We start from the raw sequence: 17549 nt of genomic DNA on the forward strand, positions 1-17549 counted from the left end.
TTCAGGTCCTGGGATTGCCGGGACCGGTTGCTGGGTTCGCGCCGGCTGCGGGGATACGGCGGGCCAAACCTCTGTGGGGTGCCGCTAGAAAGGCGTCGGGACCGTGGAGCCTTGGTCCCGACGCCTTTCGCCAGCACGTGTTACTTGCGGTCGTCGGCTACTTCTGAGCCCACTCCCAGAAGTTCCACCAGACGCCGGTCTGGTTCGGCATGTACTTCACACCGGTGATGCGGTCGGAGTAGGCGTCAACGCCCACTGCCTGGAACAGCGGCAGACCGTACGCGGAATCCCAGATCTTTTTGTCGATCTGCTGGATGAGTCCGTCCTGCTTGCTCTTGTCGGTGGTGACGATCAGCTCGTCCATCAACTTGTCAGCATCCTTGTCGGAGAACTTGTTGAAGTTGGAGTCGTTGCCGGTCTTGAAGATCTGCGGGACGCCGGAAACGCCGACACCCGGGTTGATCCAGCCGAAGATGGTGGCGTCGTAGCCACCCTTGCCCAGGGCCTTGCCCCAGTCGGACTTGCCGAGACCGCCGTCGACGATCTTGAAGCCGGCCTTGGCGGCGGACTCGCGGATCAGGGAGAAGGCGTCAACGCGGTTGGGGTTGTCCTTGTTGTACATGATGCGGACTTCGGGGGTGGCACCGTTGAGCAGCTTCTTGGCGCCGTCGATGTCGACATCCTGGTACGCGGAGGAGCCGTTGTTCTTGACCGAGTCAGCGTAGGCGGCCTGGTCCGGGACGAACAGCTGGGAGTCAAGCGGCTTGGCCTTGTCGTCCAGCTTCTTGACGATCTTGTCGACGATGTCCTTGCGCGGGACGGTCTTCATGAACGCCTCGCGGACGTTCTTATCCGCGAACGGGCCGCTGTAGTTCAGGTCGATGTGGTCGTAGGAGAGCTGGTTGCCCTGGTCGACGGTCACGCCTTGGCTCTGCAGCGCCTTGAGCTGGTCCACCGTGTCGGCGGAGGCCTGCGGGGCGATGATGTCGGCCTCGCCGTTCTTCAGCGCCTGGACCTGGGCGGCGGAGTCGCCGATGTAGCGGACGGTGATTTCGTCCAGCTTGGCGTCCGGGCCCCAGTTGTAGTCCTTGTTCTTGACCATGGTCAAGGACTGGTCCTGGTTGATGGTCTTGACGACGTACGGGCCATTGGAGAGGAAGAGCTCCGGGTCGGCCGGCAGGGTCTTGGTGTCGAAGCCGGTGTTCCAGAGGTCGGACATGGCCTTCAGCTGCGCGTTGGCAGGCTTCGGGGCCTTGGCGTCGCCGCGCGGCATGCCCTTGAGCATGGAGACGAACGCCTTGGCATCGGCCAGGCCGGCCTTCTTGGCCAGGACGTGCGCGGGGATGTCGACGCCGGGGCCGCCGAGGGCGATTTCCCAGTCGGCGAACGGCTTGGAGTACTTGATGGTCATCGACTTGCCGTCGTCGCTCATCTCCGGGAAGTCGGTGAGCGCCAGGCCGGTGGGGTCACCGGCGTAGGAGAAGTACGAGGTTCCGGTCTTCGCGTCGGCATCGGCGTCGTTGTAGTAGCCGGAGAAGGCGGCCCACTGCAGGAGGAGGTCGGCGGCGGTGACAGGCGTGCCGTCGGACCACTTGACGCCGTCGTTGATGGTGTATTTCACCGTCAGCGGGTTATCGGAGGTCTTTTCCATCTTGCCGAACTTTTCGTTGCGGACAACGTTCAGCTTGTTATCGATGTAGTAGAAGCCCGAGTGGGTGGCGTAGCTGACCTTCGAGTTGATGTCAGTGTTGCCGTCGGCGGTGTTCGGGTTGAACGTGTTGAACGCGTTAACCTCGACGACCGTTGCCGATCCGCCGGTTTTGCCTGCCGCGGCTGACGACGACGGGGTTGACCCGCCGCTGTTGCCGGCGCAGGCGCTGAGTGCGAGGGCAGCTGCCGCTGCCACCCCCACCGCTTTGGAAATACGACCGAAGCGCATTCCGCCTCCTTGTTTCTGTGGTGTGGATGAGACCTGCGCCAACGGCACCGGCCAGACGCCCACACTCCCCCAGCGGCAGTGTGGTTCGTCTCACATGGCATGAACTGTAAACCCGGGATGGCGCGGAATGGTGGGAAATTCGGACAGCACTATCGTTCGTTATCGAGCTGTAACAAATTTTGATTCCGCTGTGTAAATTTTGTGAAAATTCGTTGACGGATACGTTACCGGGGGCTATTGACGGCCCGGAAGAAATCCGCTTGGCGGCGCCCGGACGAGCTCTCCCAGTTAGGCGGTAATTACCGGGCTCCCCGTGCCGTGAGCCGGTTCCCCGGATTGCCGCCCGGCAGCAAGACCTCCGCGCGGCTCCGGTGGCGGGCGCGGGTCTCCGGATCCATCCCGTCCAGCAACGAGACGACCATCCGCGACCGTGGGTTCGCGGCAAATACCTCCCGGTGGTCCGCGATGAACGTCCAGTACAGTCCGTCCCAGTCCGCGGTCCACTCTCCCGGCGGGAGGTCCGACATCTTCTTCAGGTAATTACTGCCGGAGACGTAGGGCTTGGTGGTGATGGCGTCCCCGGCCGCGAACTGGCTCATGGCGTAGACGTTGGGGACCATCACCCAGTCGTAGGCGTCGATGAACAGTTCCATGAACCACTCGTAGACGGCGTCCGGGTGGATGCGCAGCAGGGACATGACGTTGCCCAGGACCATCAGCCGTTCGATGTGATGGGCGTAGCCGGTGGCCAGGACGCGGGAGACCACCAGGTCCACCGGCGCCAGGCCGGTGCCCGCGTCCCACCAGCCCTCCCCCAGTTCATTCCGATGGCCCAGCCGGTTTGCGCTGCGCAGGGCACGGCCGCCGGTCCGGTAGGTGGCGCGCATGTATTCGCGCCAGCCAATGACCTGCCGGATGAAGCCCTCCACCGAGGCCAGGGGCGTAGCCTCTGTGGCTCCGTCCAGGACAGCCTCGACCACCTCCCGTGGGTCCAACAGGCCGATGTTCAGGGCCGGGGTGAGCAGGCCGTGGGCGATGAACGGGTGGCCGGCGGAGATGGCGTCCTCGTAGGGGCCGAAGTCGTTCAGCCGGTCCCGGACGAATTCACGCAGATGGTCCCGGGCCTCCCCGGCGCTGGTGGGCCAGGCGAAAAGCTTCGGGTCCCCCGGGGCTTCCGGGAACTCCCTGGCCACCCAGTCGATCGCGTCGGCGACGTCGCGGTGCTGGCCGGCCTGCGGGCCCCCGTCGAGCTGTTCCGTCGCGGGTCCGTCCAGTCCCGTCAGGTCGAAGCTGCCCTGCGGCTCGACGGCGGGATGGCCGGCGAACCGGCCCACCGCGGCGGGGGTATAGCCGCGCGGCAGCTTCTTGCGGTTCTCCGCGTCGAAGGACCACTTGCCGCCCACGGGCCGACCACCCTCCATCAGGAGGTCCAGCCTGCGGCGCTGCCACACATAGAAGTCGTGCATGCGTGCGGTTTTCCCGGCAAACCAGTTGTCGATGTCCCGGCGGCTGGTGAGGAAGTTCGGGGTCTCCAGCACGTCGGCCACGCGCGGCCGGTAGCCGCCGTCGTTCAGCGCGGCGCCCAGGTCCCGCTCCAGCCAGTCGTCGACGACGTCGAACCACGTCACCCGGGACGGGCGGCGGCTGCGGACCAGCTCGGCCAGCTGATCGCCGGAGGGCCGCCCGGCGTCGCTGGCCAGGACCTCCACCTCGAAGCCGCGGCCGCGCAGCCGGCGGGCGAATCGGGTCATCGTGGCCCGGTGCAACACCAGCTTCTGGGCATGGAACGAGTACTGGCGGAACATCAGATCGTGCTCGATCAGTACGAACACGGTGCCGGCCGCCGCGTCCAGGTGCTGGTCGAACAGCTGGTGCGGGAGGACAAGGCGCAGTTCCGGGCCGGGGCTCATGACCCAACGATAAAGGACTCCACGCGGCGGTCCCCGGCCTCAGCCCTGAGTCAACCCAGGTCCAGGGCCTTGAGGACGCGGGCGACGCGGGCCCGCTGCTCCGTGTCCAGCCCCCGGATGGGCAGCGGAAGGCTCGGCCCTTGGACGAGGCCCAGCTGTTCGGCCACCGCCGCAACAACGCGGAGGCTGCCGCCGAACTCCTGGAAGAGTTCCCACAGCGGGCCCAGCCGCGTGGACTCCGCCGCCGCGTCCGCGGCCCTTCCCTCCTGGACGGCCCGCGTGATGGTGAGCGCAGGCCCGGGCAGCGTCCCGGCGATCACGGAGTACCAGGCGTCGCAGCCAGCTGCCAGCCCGGCCGCGGCGGAAGCATCCCCGGAGATGCCGATGGTGACATGGGCGGGGATGACGGCCCGGATCCCCGCGACCCGCGCTCGGGCCTCCGCCGGTCCGGCGGGGACGGCCGGGATCTTGATCGAAGCGATCCCCGGGAGCGCCGCGATGTCCGAGTACAGTTCGGTGGTGAAGGTGAAGCGGGTGGTCCCGGGATTGTCGTAGACAATGACGGGCAGCCCCGTGTGCCCCGCGACCGTCTCGAAGAGCCCGAAGACGTCGTCCGCGGTGAGTGGCTGGTAGGTCATCGGGGCGAGCAGGACTCCTGCGGCGCCGGCGCCTTCGGCGGCGTCGATATGGCGGAGGACGTCTGAGGTGCGAAGCGCGCCCACCCCGACGAACACTGGCACGTCGCCGGCGTTGGCGACAGCCAGGCGTGCCACACCGGCCCGCTCCTCCGGGCTGAGGTAGGCGTAGGAGCCGGTGGACCCGAGGGCCGTGATCGAGTCAACCCCGGCCGCGGCCAAGCGCCGGACGAGGCCACCGAACGCACCCTCATCAACCGCGTCCCGTGTCAGCGGCGTCAGGGGGAAGGCACTCAGGCCGGTAAAGCTGGGGTTCACTGGATGCTCCTTGCCATGGCGGCCCACTGTATAGGCGGGCCCGAAGGGCAGCGGCCGGCCCTTGCGCCTAGAATACTGACATGCCCACACGTGTTCACGAGTTTGACTGGCCAGACCGGGTGGTCGTCGGCACCATCGGCGTTCCGGGGGCGCGGACGTTTTACCTCCAGGTGAACGCCGGGTCGCAGACGGTGAGCATCGCCCTCGAGAAGCAGCAGTCGGCCCAGCTGGCGGAGAAGATCGACGAGATCCTCGACCAGCTCTTCACCGTCGACGGCAATCCCTTCAGCGTGCCGACCAGCACACCGGTCGAACTGGTCGACAACGATCCGCTGGCACCCGTCCAGGAGCAGTTCCGCGCGGGTGCCATGACGCTGGGCTGGGACCCGACGACGGCCCAAATCATCATCGAGGCCTACCCGATCACCGACGTCGACGCCGATGAGGACGATGATTCGTTCGACGACGACGCGGACGACCGCGAGATGCTCCTGGTGCGCATGCCGGTGGGAACCGCGCGGGCCTTCGCCAAGCGCACCCGGGAGATCGTGGGAGCCGGGCGTCCGACCTGCCCGCTCTGCGGCTACCCGATGGACCCCGACGGTCACACCTGCACCCTTCCCGGCATGTGATTTCCCCTGGGAGGGCCAGGTTCTTCCGGCCCCTCGGGTCTTCAGTGGGTCAGGACGCGCCGCCCACGAAGGCCGTGCTGGGGAGGTCTTTCTCGCCGTCAACGATGGCGGTGACAATGCGGGCGGCCACCGCGTCCGGGTCCAGCGCCGCGCCGAATTTGGGTGCCTGCCCGGCGATCGGATGCTCGGACAGCGCGGTGCCGGTATGGCCCGGCCTCGCGTCCAGGATCCGGATCCCGGCGCGGCGGAACTCGCGGCCGGCGGCCACCGCGAAGGCTGCGAGCGCGGCCTTTGACGCCGAATAGGCCGCCAGCCCGGCGACGGGCGCCTCGGCGACAATCCCGCTCAGGGTGACCACGAACGGGTCCCGGCCCCCCTCGCCGACTCCGCCAGGTGCGGCTGGGCCCCGGCTATCAACTCGATGACACTGGTGGTGTTCACGGCGAAGAGTTCGTCCACCGTTGCCGGGTCCAGGTCCGCCGCTGCGCCGAAGGCGACAACACCCGACGCCACCACCATCCCGTCCAGCCGGCCGTGCTGGGCCATCACGCCCTCAAGCACTTCCCTGACCGCGGCGGGCGCGCGCAGATCCTGTCCGCCGGAGCGCGAGGACCGGACCACGGCGGCTCCGCCGTCCTCCAGCCGGGCGGCGATGCGCGACCCGAGCCCTCCCGTGGCACCCAGCACCAGAACAACTGCACCCTCAAGCGTCGTCATGGCTCGATCCTAATGCCCCGAGTGGAAAGGGTAGCCAGTTCCCCGCCGCTACCAAGCGGGCCCGCTACGCGGTCCTGCCGCGTTTGGATGCACGGACGATCAAGGCCACTACCCCCGCCGCGACCGCGGCTCCCGCGACGGCCAGCAGAATCGTGTTCCTCGATGCCGGAGCGGACGTGTTTGCCGGGGCTTCCAGGCCGCGCCTCGCGACTTCGGGCACGTTCCAGTCTGAAGCTGAGGGGAAGATTCCCGGCGGCAGCTTCTCCCTACGGAGCTCGCGGCGCGTCTCGAGACGCTCCCGGACCTGTTCATTCGGCGCGGCGACGACGTCGTCCGCGGCCAGGGCCGTGGGGAAGTCGATGATGTACGGCTCACCGTAGTAGGCCGACGATGCCACGGACTCCAGCCACGTAAAGGGCGGTTCGTCCACGCCGTGGTCGGCGAAAGCGGCCCGCAGCCGCTTGATGATCTCGTCGTGGCTCCTGCCCTTGGAGTCCTTACTGACCTCGAAGATCGCCAGCTGGAGCTGCAGCTTCGCCTCGGCGTCCGGGTCGTTCGCCGCCGGGTCTTGGCCGGTCGGGTCCTCGACCGGCAGTTTGGCGTTCACGTCGGCGGACTTGCTCTGGTCAGGATTCATGGGGTTCCTTTCGTCGTGCCTGTCATCGCGGACTACGCAGCCACAGTGCGGCCTAGGCGCCATTATCCTCGACGTTACCGAGAGCGACCTGAGCAGCATCCCGATACCCATGGAGGCAGGAAGGGAAACCCGAATAGGAGGCATTCACAGGGAACGGCGCTTGAAGGGGTCAGGCCGCCAACAGAAGCTCCGTAAGCGACATCTCAAGGTTGCGCTGCGCCGCGTCGAGATAACTCTGAGCGCTGGATCAAAGACCGAGCCCGGCAAACGTACCGGGGCACTCTTTACCAGGCGGGCGGTTCATCAGCAGCTCACCAATCGCTCCCGGGATCATTCGCATGCCCCGAGTTCCCTGACAAATCGCCTGAGCTGTCCGCCCTGCTCCGTGAGGCGTATCCCCCATGACTCACTTCGTGTGCCCCCCCTCTAACGTCGGTCCGTTGCTTCTGAACTCTTGTCAGCCGATCAGGTAAGCACATCCGCGCCCGTCCGAGGCGGCCGTGCTGGCGAAGACTTTCGCTCTATCAAGGAAAGCGTTGACGTAGGCCGCCTCGGACTCCAGCGTGTGGCCGGGCGAGCAGGACCCGCCCAGAGCGACGTTGATGGCGTGGCCGTCGATCGCCTCAAGGTCTCTGGCGATCAATGCGACTTCGTGCGGCGGAAGCGCGCGCACCCAAGGGTGCCAGGTAAGACCATCGCCGGCGTGTGTCACATGTCCTTCGAACATCCGGTAGGAAGCTCGGGCCGCAGCACCTGGCGAGGGCGGACCAGTGAGCCGCTGCAAATACGGCCATGCTTTGTCGAGGTAGAGGAGGTCACGCTCCGGCAGGGATTGCCGGAGGTCTGTATAGCCCTGAATGAAGCCACGCTCAAGGCCGAACGCATCCGCGAGCGGGTCGGGGCCGATCACGGTCCGTGGATCAGCAAGTGCTTGCGCCGCCTGATCACTGTCAAATGCGTAGGCGTAGTACCGGATTCCCATGGAACCAATCCTGCACGGACAGCAGGCTGCGCCCATCAGGGTTCTACCGTATGTGGATGACTCGGGGATCCGGATCGACAGCGGTTAGACCTCCACGTCCGGCCTGCCTTCGCATGAGGCCAAGGTCCTTCCCTACCGTCCCAGCGAGCGGCTAATTTGCCTGAGGGCGGCATCATAGGCCGCTTCCCACGTCCAGCCAGCCGCCGGCGCCCCGGCAAGTTCCAGTGACACCATCCCATGCACTTGGCCCCACACCGCGCCCACCATCGAGGCGATCTCATCCCCCGGGGCTCCGGGCAGCGCAGCCTCGACTGCGGCGAACAGCGGCTCCATCGCCGGTTCAGCGGCTCCGGGTGTCGGCCGGCAAGGCACCTGGCTGGTCAGCGCCCCCCCGAACATCAGGCCGTAGAGGACAGGATGCTCCAAGGCCCAGGCCCGATAGGCCAGCCCTAATGCTTCGACGCCGCCGTCGGCCGCGTCCCTCTGGGAGGCAGCGAAGGACGCGAAGCCGTCGTCGAGTACGGCACTCAGCAGTTCCGCTTTACCCCCGAAGAGTGAATACACCGCCGTCGTCGATGTCCCCGCGGCAGCGGCCAGACCGCGCAGCGATACGCCCGCGGCGCCGTCGCGGGCGATCAGGGAGGCGGCGGCGTCGAGCAGCCTCCGCCGCAGGTTGTCGTCATGAACTACGGGTCTTGCCATGGGACCAGTATTCCATAACACTGTTCTGTAACACTGTTATGGAAAGGAATGAGACATGGCGGATCACGTTCACACGGGGCGATTCACGGCGGCTCCCGAAGGACCGGTGACAGTCTTCCTGATCGGGATGCGGGCGAACCGATGGTGGAAACTCGGGAAGGTGGCACAGGTGGCGGCGTCCATGCCCACGATGCTTGGCTACCTGGCCAGGACGCCGGAGGCCGGGCTGCTGGGCTACCAGCAATGGTTCGGCCGGACCACCATCATGGTCACCTACTGGAAGAGCCCCGAGCATCTGCAGCGGTTCGCGGCGGACCGATCCGCGCCGCACCTTGAGCCCTGGCGCCGGTTCATGCGGGAATCAGCCGGCACCGGCGACGTCGGAATCTGGCATGAGACCTACGAGACGATCCCGGGTGGCAGGGAAAGCATGTACAGCGACATGCCGGTCTTCGGGCTGGCAGCAGCGACCGGCCACGCCCCGGTCGGGGCAGGACTCAACACCGCTCGCCAGCGTCTGGACGCAGACAGGGCGGGGCATCATCCGTCCCAATGAGACGTCCAAGCCGATGCCGGCAGGCGGCTTCATTTTCGTTCGGAAGCCCAAAAAAGCGGATGGCCGCCGGGAACAGGTGTTCCCGGCGGTCATGCCTTTGCGGTCCTTGGCGGATTAGACGTTGAAGCGGAACTCCACCACGTCGCCGTCGGCCATGACGTATTCCTTGCCTTCGATCCGGACTTTGCCGCGGGACTTGGCCTCGGCCATGGAGCCGGCGTCGATCAGGTCGTCGAAGGAGACCACCTCGGCCTTGATGAAGCCGCGCTGGAAGTCCGAGTGGATGACGCCGGCGGCCTGCGGGGCGGTGTCGCCCTGGTGGATGGTCCACGCGCGGGTCTCCTTGGGACCGGCCGTGAGGTAGGTCTGCAGCCCCAGGGTGTGGAAGCCGACGCGGGCCAACTGGTCCAGGCCGGACTCGTCCTGGCCGTTCATTTCCAGCATCTCGCGGGCCTCTGCCTCGTCGAGTTCGACGAGGTCGGACTCGAGCTTGGCGTCGAGGAAGATGCAATCGGCGGGAGCCACCAGGGCGCGCAGTTCATCCTGCTTCTCGGGGCTGCCGAGGATGCCCTCGTCGGCGTTGAAGACGTAGATGAAGGGCTTGGCCGTCAGCAGGCCCAGCTCCTTCAGGTGTTCCATTTCCAGCTTGTCGCTCTTGATCGAGGAGAAGATGGTGTCGCCGCGCTCCAGGACCGTCTGGGCCGCCTTGACGGCTGCCAGCTCGGCAGCCTCGCGCTTCTTGATCTTGACTTCTTTTTCGATCCGCGGGATGGCCTTCTCGATGGTCTGCAGGTCAGCGAGGATCAGCTCGGTGTTGATCGTTTCCATGTCCGCGCGGGGATCGACCTTGCCGTCGACGTGGATGACATCGGGGTCGTCGAACACGCGCACCACCTGGGCGATGGCCTCGGCCTCACGGATGTTGGCGAGGAACTGGTTGCCCAGGCCTTCGCCCTCGGACGCGCCCTTGACGATGCCGGCGATGTCAACGAAGGACACTGCGGCCGGCAGGATGCGCTGGGAACCGAAAATTTCGGCCAGCTTCTCCAGCCGCGGGTCCGGCAGGTTCACGACGCCGACATTGGGCTCGATGGTGGCGAACGGGTAGTTCGCCGCGAGCACCTGGTTGCGGGTCAGTGCGTTGAAAAGAGTTGATTTGCCGACGTTGGGCAGTCCGACGATGCCAATAGTAAGAGCCACGAGGATTGATTCTACCGGTAAACGGCTCCCCGGCGTCGCTGGCTAAAACTGTCAGAGGTGCGTGCCAGAGTGAAGGCATGGACGCTTTCGCACTCATTCTCGCCCTCCTGATGCTGCTCATCGGGGCCGCCGCCGGCGGCGGTTTCACCTTCGTCGTACTCCGCCGCCGCGCGATTGGCCTCGAGCAGGACTTCGACGGGCTGTCCGTCCGGCTTTCCGAGACCACGGCCCAGCTTGCAGCGGCCGACGCCGAACGCCGGCTCCTCGCCGCGCAGAACCGCGAGCTGGGTGACGCGCGAGCGCAGGACGGCAGTGTGCTGCGCGCCCTGGCGCCCGTGGCCGAGAAGCTTTCCGCCGTGCAGCAGCAGGTCTCTCTGCTGGAGCGGGACCGTCTTGAGCAGTACGGCCAGCTGGCCCAGCAGCTGCAGGAAGCCAGGCTCTCGGATGAGCAGCTGCTGCGCTCCACCCACGCCCTGGAATCCGCCCTGCGGTCGAACAGTGCGCGCGGCCAGTGGGGCGAGGTGCAGCTGCGCCGCGTCGTCGAGGCGGCCGGCATGCTGCGGCACGTGGACTTCCATGAGCAGGTCCACAGCAGCGGCTCGGACACCGCCGTCCGGCCGGACCTCGTGGTCCAGCTCCCCGGCGCGAAGCAACTCGTGGTGGACGCCAAGGTCCCGCTGACCGCCTACCTTGAGGCCCAGGAACTCGGCGCCTCCGGCAAGGCCGGCCACGCCACCGGGACCGCGGGGCAGGGCCCGTTGCTGGCGGCGCACGCCAAGGCGCTGAAGGCCCATGTGGATGCGCTGAGCGGCAAGAAGTACTGGGACATCCCCGGCAACGCCCCGGAACTGGTGATCTGCTTCCTGCCGGCCGAATCCATCCTGGCTGCCGCCCTGACGGCGGACCCTGCCCTGCTGGACTACGCCCTGTCCCGCAACGTGGTGCTGGCCTCCCCCGGTACGCTGCTGGCCGTCCTGAAGTCCGTGGCCTTCACCTGGCGGCAGGACGTGCTGACCGACAGCGCGCGGGAGCTGTTCGAACTGGCCCAGCAGCTTTACGAGCGGATGGGCACCTTGGGCGAGAACGTCTCCAAGCTCGGTTCCTCACTCAAGACGTCCGTGGACCGGTACAACTCGATGGTGGGCACCCTTGAGGCCCGGGTGCTGCCGACGGCCCGCAAACTCAATGCCATGGACACCGCCGGGCTCACCGCACCGGTCACCGTTGAGGTGACACCGCGCTCCGTGGCCGCGCCGGAGCTCCAGTACGAGGCCCCCGCCGTGGCCGCAGCCGGACCGGCCGAAGCGGGCGAGTCCGCCGCCTAGGAACCCGGATAAGAGCTAGGAACCGGCCGCGGGGCGTGACCCGCGGCCGCCCAGGGCGCGGGAGACATCGCCGGCCTGCTTGAGCGTAGCCCGTAGTTCCTTGGGCAACGAGAACAGCAGGTCTTCCTCCGCGGTAACGACTTCCTCCACGGTGCCGTAGCCGTAGTCGGCCAGAAGCCGGAGCACTTCCTGGACCAGGACTTCGGGCACGGAGGCGCCGGAGGTGACGCCGACGGTGGCGACGCCCTCGAACCAGGACTCGTCGACCTCGTTGGCGAAGTCCACCCGGTAGGAGGCTTTCGCACCGTACTCCAGGGCCACCTCCACCAGGCGGACGGAGTTGGAGGAGTTGGCCGAGCCGACAACGATCACGAGATCCGCCTGCGGCGAGATCTTCTTGATCGCCACCTGCCGGTTGGTGGTGGCGTAGCAGATGTCGTCGCTGGGCGGATCCTGCAGGGTCGGGAAGCGTTCCTTCAGCAGCCGGACCGTCTCCATGGTCTCGTCGACGCTGAGTGTGGTCTGCGAGAGCCAGATGACCTTCTCCGGGTCCCGGACAGTGACCTTGTCCACTTCGTGCGGGCCGTTGATGATCTGAATGTGTTCGGGGGCCTCGCCGGCGGTGCCCTCGACCTCCTCGTGGCCGTCGTGGCCGATCAGCAGGATGTCGAAGTCGTCCTTGGCGAAGCGCACGGCCTCGCGGTGGACCTTGGTCACCAGCGGGCAGGTCGCATCGATGGTGCGGAGGCCGCGGTCCTCGGCGGACTGCACCACGGAGGGAGCCACGCCGTGCGCGGAAAAGATCACCAGGGCGCCCTCGGGGACCTCGTCGGTTTCGTCGACGAAGATGGCCCCCTTCTCCTCCAGCGAGCTGACCACGTGGACGTTGTGGACGATCTGCTTCCGCACGTAGACCGGCGGTCCGTAGTGCTCGAGCGCCTTTTCCACGGCGATCACGGCGCGGTCAACGCCGGCGCAGTAACCGCGCGGGGCCGCCAGCAGCACGCGCTTGGGCCCGGAAACGGGGGCCGCGGCCAGGATTTCCTCCGGCGAACGCCGCCGGCGCGGAACGGAGGGCATCGGAATGGAAACAGCGGTGGACGTCATGCCCCCATGCTACCGGTGTTCGCTACGGCCGGGCCGTGGGCCGCCTGCGCGGGGCGACGACGCGGAGCACGATGCCGGCCACCAGCAGCGCACCGCCGGCTACCAGGGCGGCGATGATCCACTGCCCGAAGTTCGCCGTGGCGGCGTCTACGAATTCGCGCTTAAAGATGCCCGCGACGTCGTTGCCGCCCGAGGTCGCCAGGACAGCCTTCCCGGCCAGGTCCGAGCCGAACTTCCACACCGCGGCCAGCACGAGCGCGCCCAGGCCCATGCCGGCCAGAACGGTCCACTTGCGGCGGGCAGCGACAAAAGCCAGGAGGAAGGCGATGCCAGCCCCCACGGCCACGGGCGTTCCCATCGGCGCATAGGCGGACACGCGTTCGATCATCTGGCGCTGGCTGGATTGCCCGATGTTGATCCGGACCGTGTCGGGGGCCTTCAGCGTCAGGGGCAGCGGGGAAGCCTCGGTGATCCGTTTCACCACCAGACCGACCAACGGTGCGACGTCGAGGGTCAGGGAGGTGGCGCCGTCGGTTTCCGGGGGCAGCGTCGACGGGTCCGCAAAGCTCAGCCGGTGACTGCGGCGGAGAGTCTCCGCCCAGGCATCCGCGTAGCCCGGAGCGGTGGTGAGGGACTTCGCCGCGTCGGTCAGGATCGGTTTGATCAGGTTGGCGAGCGCGTCCGGGAGCTGCTGCTGGCCGGTGCCGATGCCGTTCACCGCCGCCGTCGCCAGGCCCTGTTGGAAGGCGGGATCCTTGCCCAGCGGAGCGGTGAGGGCAACAAACCCGTCCTCCTGGACGATGTTGCGGTCCACCCAGAGGGCGGGGACGGCGACCGCGGATAAGGCCAGGCCGATCAGTACGGCGATGGCCGAGACAAAAGTGCGCACGAAAGTCTCCTGGTGGGTTGGGAGTGAAGCCATCCTACGGGTGAGCCCGGGCGGACGGTAAAACCACCGCGCGCCCCGCCACCAGGAGGCCTGCCGTTAGAAAGTCGGACGCCGCTGGTATTGCTATGGATAGAGTTGAAGCCGGCCCCGCCGCCGGAATCGTTCCGCGACCACCACCGAAGGACCCGCAACCATGCACCTGGCACCCCGCGTCGACAGCCGCCGGCATGTCTGAGGAGACCGCCGAGGCCTCTACGCTGCCGGCCACTGCCGCCGGCACCAGCCCGGACAATCCGTGGCCGCTGCAGCTGCTCTCCCAGAAGCTGAAGGGGTACATCGACCGGGCACCGTCGGCGTGGGTGGAGGGACAGGTCATCGAACTGAACCGCCGCGGCTCCAACGCCTACCTGACCCTCCGGGACATCGACGCGGAGATCTCCCTGCCGGCGTCGGTCTGGAGCAGCGTCCTGGACCGGCAGGCGACCCCGTTGGAGCGCGGTTCACGCGTCGTGGCCCTGATCAAGGCCGAGTTCTGGCTGAAGACCGGCCGGCTGAACATGTCGGTCAAGGACATCCGCCCGGTGGGGCTCGGTGACCTGCTGGCCCGCATCGAACGGCTCCGCCAGGCGCTGGCCGCCGAGGGGCTCTTTGCCGATTCCCGCAAGAAACGGCTGCCGCTCCTGCCCCACCGGATCGGGCTGATCACCGGCCGGGACTCGGACGCCAAGAAGGATGTGCTCCGCAATGCGGCGTTGCGCTGGCCCGCCGTCGAGTTCGAAGTCCGTGAGGTCGCCGTCCAGGGCAACACCGCCGTCGCGCAGGTCCTCGGCGCGCTCCGCGAGCTCGACGCCCATCCGAGGGTGGACGTCATTGTCATCGCCCGCGGCGGCGGCTCCCTCGAGGATCTCCTGCCGTTCAGCAGCGAGGAGCTCATCCGCGCCGTCTCCGCGGCTTCCACTCCGGTGGTCAGCGCGATCGGCCACGAGGCGGACCGGCCCATCCTCGACGACGTCGCCGACCTGCGCGCTTCCACCCCCACCGACGCGGCCAAGCGGATCGTGCCCGACGTGGCGGAGGAACTCGCCCGGGTCCGGCAGGCCCGCGACCACCTGCGGCGCGGCGTCGGCCGGCTGGTCGACCGCGAAACGGACCGGCTGGCATCGCTGCGGTCCCGGCCCGTCCTCTCCGCCCCGGAGGGGATGATCACCACCCGCCACGACGACGTCGAGCGGCTCAAGAACCGCTCGCACTCAGCGATCACCACGGCGGTGGTTCGCGCCGCGGACCAGCTGGTGCACCTCAAGGCGCAAATCCGGGCCCTGTCCCCGCAGAAGACCCTGGACCGCGGCTATGCCGTGGTCCAGCTGGACGACGGCATCGTCGAACCCGGGGCCCGGCACGAGGTCATCCGCTTCCCCGATGAGGCCCCGGACGGCACAGCCCTGGCAATCCGGGTGGCCGGCGGAAAATTCACCGCCCGGTCCACCGGCGGTGCCGAACCCACCGACGACTAACCCAACAGACCACCAGGAGAACCACCATGGCAGCGGACAGCGCGGCAACGCCCACCACCCATACGGACCTCGACGCCCTCAGCTACGAGGAAGCCCGCGAACAGCTCGTCGCGGTCGTCGGCAAGCTGGAGGCCGGCGGCGTCAGCCTCGAAGACTCACTCGCCCTGTGGGAACGCGGCGAGGCACTGGCGAAGCGCTGCGAGCAGTGGCTGGAGGGTGCCCGGAAGCGCCTGGCCGCCGCAAAGGAGCAGGCGGCCGACGAGGGCTAGGAGCGCCGGACCAGCTCCCGCTCCATGTCCAGGTCGATCTCCGGGGCGGGCCACTGCAGGGCCAGGGACTCCAGCGCGTCCAGCAGGAGCTGCTGCACGGCGATCCGGGCGTACCACTTCTTGTTCGCCGGCACCACGTGCCAGGGCGCGTGCTCGGTGCTGGTCCGCTCAAAGGCAGCCTGGTAGGCGTCCATGTAGTCGTCCCAGAAGGCCCGCTCCTTGAGGTCGTTGCCGCTGTACTTCCAGTGCTTGGCCGGATCGTCCAGGCGGGCGAGCAGGCGCTGCTGCTGCTCGTCCCGGCTGATGTGCAGCATCACCTTGACGATCTTGGTGCCTGCCGCGGCCTGCCGGGCCTCAAATTCGTTGATGGCCCGGTAGCGGCGGTCCAGTTCCTCGGCGTCGGCCCACCGGTGCACGCGGTGGATCAGGACGTCCTCGTAGTGGGAACGGTCGAAGACGCCGACCATCCCTGCCGCCGGCACCTCCTTCTCGATCCGCCACAGAAAATCGTAGGACTGCTCCTCGGGCGTCGGTGCCTTGAAAGATTTCAACTGCACGCCCTGCGGGTTCATCTGGCCCATGACGTGGTTGACGATCCCGCCTTTGCCGGCGGTGTCCATCGCCTGCAGGACCAGCAGGACCCGCTTCTTGCCACCGGCGCGTGACTCCGCGAAGAGCTGCTCCTGGAGCCGGGTCAGCTTGCCGTCCAGTTCGCCGAGCAGGGACTCGCCCGCGGCCTTGTCGCCGCTGTACCCGGGGGTGGCGCCGGGGTCCACATCGCCCAGAATGAACTTCTTGCCCGCCCTCAGCAACTCGGCGGGATGTTTCTCAAAGTTCACGGCGTCTGCCATTACAGCCTCATTCCGGTCCGGGCAGCCGGCCGCCGCGACGGGTGTCCGGCGGCGCTGCTGACCCGAATCCTAGTTGCCCTTGTAGCGGCTGAGGAAGTCCGCCATGCGGTTGATGGCTTCCTCCAGGTCCTTGACGTTGGGCAGAGTGACCATGCGGAAGTGGTCCGGGCGCACCCAGTTGAAGGCCCGGCCGTGGGAGACCAGGATCTTCTGCTGCCGGAGCAGGTCCAGCACAAACTTCTCGTCGTCCCGGATGTGGTAAACCTCGGGGTCCAGTTTGGGGAACAGGTACATGGCACCGCGGGCCTGCTGGGTGCTCACGCCGGGAATGGCGTTGAGCATGTCGTAGGCCTTATTACGCTGTTCCAGCAACCGGCCGCCGGGCAGGATGAGATCGTTGATGCTCTGGTACCCGCCGAGGGCGGTCTGGATAGCGTGCTGGGCCGGGACGTTGGCGCAGAGCCGCATGTTCGCCAGCAGGTTGATGCCCTCGAGGTAGTCCGCGGCGTTCTTCTTCGGCCCGGAGATGGCCATCCAGCCGGCCCGGAAACCGCAGACCCGGTAGGCCTTGGACAGTCCGCTGAAGGTCAGGCAGAGCACGTCATCCCCGGTGAGGCTCGCCATGTTCACGTGGACGGCGTCTTCGTAGAGGATCTTCTCGTAGATCTCGTCGGCGAAGAGCACCAGGCCGTGCTTCTCGGCCAGGGCCACGATCTTCTTCAGCGTCTCCTCGGGGTAGACGGCGCCCGTGGGGTTGTTGGGGTTGATCACCACGATGCCCTTGGTGCGCGGGCTGGTCTTGGCTTCCAGGTCCTCCAGGTCCGGCTGCCAGCCGGACTCCTCGTCGCAGAGATAGTGGACGGGCTTGCCGCCGGCGAGGGCGACGGAGGCGGTCCACAGCGGGTAGTCCGGCGTCGGGATCAGCACCTCGTCGCCGTCGTCGAGCAGGGCCATCAGGGACATGGTGATCAGTTCGCTGACACCGTTGCCGAGGTAGATGTCGTCCACGTGGATGTTCTGGATGCCACGGGTCTGGTAGTACTGCGAGACGGCGGTGCGGGCGGAGAAGATGCCGCGGGAATCGCTGTAGCCCTGGGCGTGCGGCAGATGGCGGATCATGTCCACCAGGATCGCGTCCGGCGCTTCGAAACCAAACGGGGCCGGGTTTCCGATGTTCAGTTTGAGGATGCGGTGACCCTCTGCCTCCATCTGCTGGGCGGCCTGAAGAATCGGTCCACGGATGTCGTAGAGGACATTATGAAGCTTGGTGGACTGCTGGATTTCTGCCATCCATCAAATATGCCATAAGGGTGATGGACTTCCCCTGAGACTTGCCTCACAGCCCGTCACGGCCATACGGACCAAC

General features: G+C 67.1%; 18 protein-coding genes. 5 read left to right on the forward strand and 13 right to left on the reverse strand.

Annotated elements, in window-relative coordinates; translation table 11 throughout:
• Nucleotides 1–157: 157 nt before the first annotated feature.
• From AB0O44_RS00715 to AB0O44_RS00725, 3 genes are all read right to left on the reverse strand, one after another.
• Nucleotides 158–1939: an ABC transporter family substrate-binding protein gene (locus AB0O44_RS00715; RefSeq protein WP_364133098.1), complete on the reverse strand. Its 1782-nt coding sequence runs from the start codon at nt 1937–1939 to the stop codon at nt 158–160.
• A gap of 299 nt (nt 1940–2238) precedes the next feature.
• Nucleotides 2239–3849: a cryptochrome/photolyase family protein gene (locus AB0O44_RS00720; protein WP_364133101.1), complete on the reverse strand. Its 1611-nt coding sequence runs from the start codon at nt 3847–3849 to the stop codon at nt 2239–2241.
• 50 nt (nt 3850–3899) lie between these two features.
• Nucleotides 3900–4802, reverse strand: a complete 903-nt coding sequence (locus AB0O44_RS00725; protein ID WP_290255797.1) for a dihydrodipicolinate synthase family protein — start codon at nt 4800–4802, stop codon at nt 3900–3902.
• A gap of 80 nt (nt 4803–4882) precedes the next feature.
• Between AB0O44_RS00725 and AB0O44_RS00730 the strand changes: the two genes are divergently transcribed.
• Complete coding sequence (locus tag AB0O44_RS00730; RefSeq protein WP_290255798.1) at nt 4883–5434, forward strand: DUF3090 domain-containing protein; 552 nt, start codon at nt 4883–4885, stop codon at nt 5432–5434.
• A 49-nt stretch (nt 5435–5483) separates the two neighbouring features.
• Here AB0O44_RS00730 and AB0O44_RS00735 read toward each other — a convergent pair whose 3' ends face one another.
• From AB0O44_RS00735 to AB0O44_RS00755, 5 genes are all read right to left on the reverse strand, one after another.
• Nucleotides 5484–5792 (reverse strand): SDR family NAD(P)-dependent oxidoreductase, encoded by a 309-nt coding sequence (locus AB0O44_RS00735; protein WP_290255799.1) that lies wholly within the window; start codon nt 5790–5792, stop codon nt 5484–5486.
• Complete coding sequence (locus AB0O44_RS00740; protein WP_364133105.1) at nt 5780–6151, reverse strand: SDR family NAD(P)-dependent oxidoreductase; 372 nt, start codon at nt 6149–6151, stop codon at nt 5780–5782. Before AB0O44_RS00740 ends, AB0O44_RS00735 begins: the two co-directional genes overlap by 13 nt.
• Nucleotides 6152–6215: 64 nt before the next feature.
• A complete protein-coding gene (locus AB0O44_RS00745; protein ID WP_364133108.1) occupies nt 6216–6788 on the reverse strand; it encodes a hypothetical protein in 573 nt (190 codons plus the stop codon).
• A 457-nt stretch (nt 6789–7245) separates the two neighbouring features.
• Complete coding sequence (locus tag AB0O44_RS00750; protein ID WP_364133111.1) at nt 7246–7770, reverse strand: hypothetical protein; 525 nt, start codon at nt 7768–7770, stop codon at nt 7246–7248.
• Nucleotides 7771–7902: 132 nt separating this feature from the next.
• Nucleotides 7903–8472 (reverse strand): TetR-like C-terminal domain-containing protein, encoded by a 570-nt coding sequence (locus tag AB0O44_RS00755; RefSeq protein WP_364133113.1) that lies wholly within the window; start codon nt 8470–8472, stop codon nt 7903–7905.
• A gap of 55 nt (nt 8473–8527) precedes the next feature.
• On the opposite strand from AB0O44_RS00755, the gene AB0O44_RS00760 reads away from it, so the two are divergent.
• Entirely contained in the window at nt 8528–9028 is a 501-nt protein-coding gene (locus tag AB0O44_RS00760) for a DUF4188 domain-containing protein (RefSeq protein ID WP_364133116.1), read from the forward strand.
• A 114-nt stretch (nt 9029–9142) separates the two neighbouring features.
• Here AB0O44_RS00760 and ychF read toward each other — a convergent pair whose 3' ends face one another.
• Entirely contained in the window at nt 9143–10228 is a 1086-nt protein-coding gene (gene ychF, locus AB0O44_RS00765) for a redox-regulated ATPase YchF (RefSeq protein ID WP_364133119.1), read from the reverse strand.
• A 77-nt stretch (nt 10229–10305) separates the two neighbouring features.
• On the opposite strand from ychF, the gene AB0O44_RS00770 reads away from it, so the two are divergent.
• On the forward strand, nt 10306–11553 hold the full coding sequence (locus AB0O44_RS00770; RefSeq protein ID WP_364133122.1) for a DNA recombination protein RmuC: 1248 nt from the start codon (nt 10306–10308) through the stop codon (nt 11551–11553).
• A gap of 15 nt (nt 11554–11568) precedes the next feature.
• Here the strand turns inward: AB0O44_RS00770 and AB0O44_RS00775 are convergent, their stop codons facing one another.
• Both AB0O44_RS00775 and AB0O44_RS00780 read right to left on the reverse strand, forming a co-directional pair.
• Nucleotides 11569–12660 carry a 4-hydroxy-3-methylbut-2-enyl diphosphate reductase gene (locus AB0O44_RS00775; protein WP_290255810.1) on the reverse strand — a complete coding sequence of 364 codons (1092 nt, stop codon included), beginning with the start codon at nt 12658–12660 and terminating at the stop codon, nt 11569–11571.
• A 22-nt stretch (nt 12661–12682) separates the two neighbouring features.
• Nucleotides 12683–13549, reverse strand: a complete 867-nt coding sequence (locus AB0O44_RS00780; protein ID WP_364133126.1) for a hypothetical protein — start codon at nt 13547–13549, stop codon at nt 12683–12685.
• A 227-nt stretch (nt 13550–13776) separates the two neighbouring features.
• Between AB0O44_RS00780 and xseA the strand changes: the two genes are divergently transcribed.
• Nucleotides 13777–15063 carry an exodeoxyribonuclease VII large subunit gene (gene xseA, locus AB0O44_RS00785; RefSeq protein ID WP_364133129.1) on the forward strand — a complete coding sequence of 429 codons (1287 nt, stop codon included), beginning with the start codon at nt 13777–13779 and terminating at the stop codon, nt 15061–15063.
• 26 nt (nt 15064–15089) lie between these two features.
• Nucleotides 15090–15332, forward strand: coding sequence for an exodeoxyribonuclease VII small subunit (locus tag AB0O44_RS00790; protein WP_290255813.1), 243 nt, complete (start codon nt 15090–15092; stop codon nt 15330–15332).
• On the opposite strand, the gene AB0O44_RS00795 is transcribed toward AB0O44_RS00790, so the two are convergent.
• A complete protein-coding gene (locus AB0O44_RS00795; protein ID WP_364133132.1) occupies nt 15329–16183 on the reverse strand; it encodes a polyphosphate kinase 2 family protein in 855 nt (284 codons plus the stop codon). The two genes, AB0O44_RS00790 and AB0O44_RS00795, sit on opposite strands and share 4 nt — an antisense overlap.
• A gap of 69 nt (nt 16184–16252) precedes the next feature.
• On the reverse strand, nt 16253–17473 hold the full coding sequence (locus tag AB0O44_RS00800) for a pyridoxal phosphate-dependent aminotransferase (protein ID WP_364133135.1): 1221 nt from the start codon (nt 17471–17473) through the stop codon (nt 16253–16255).
• Nucleotides 17474–17549 lie beyond the last annotated feature (76 nt).

It is taken from the genome of Arthrobacter sp. NPDC080082 (assembly GCF_040686595.1).
GTDB lineage: Bacteria > Actinomycetota > Actinomycetes > Actinomycetales > Micrococcaceae > Arthrobacter.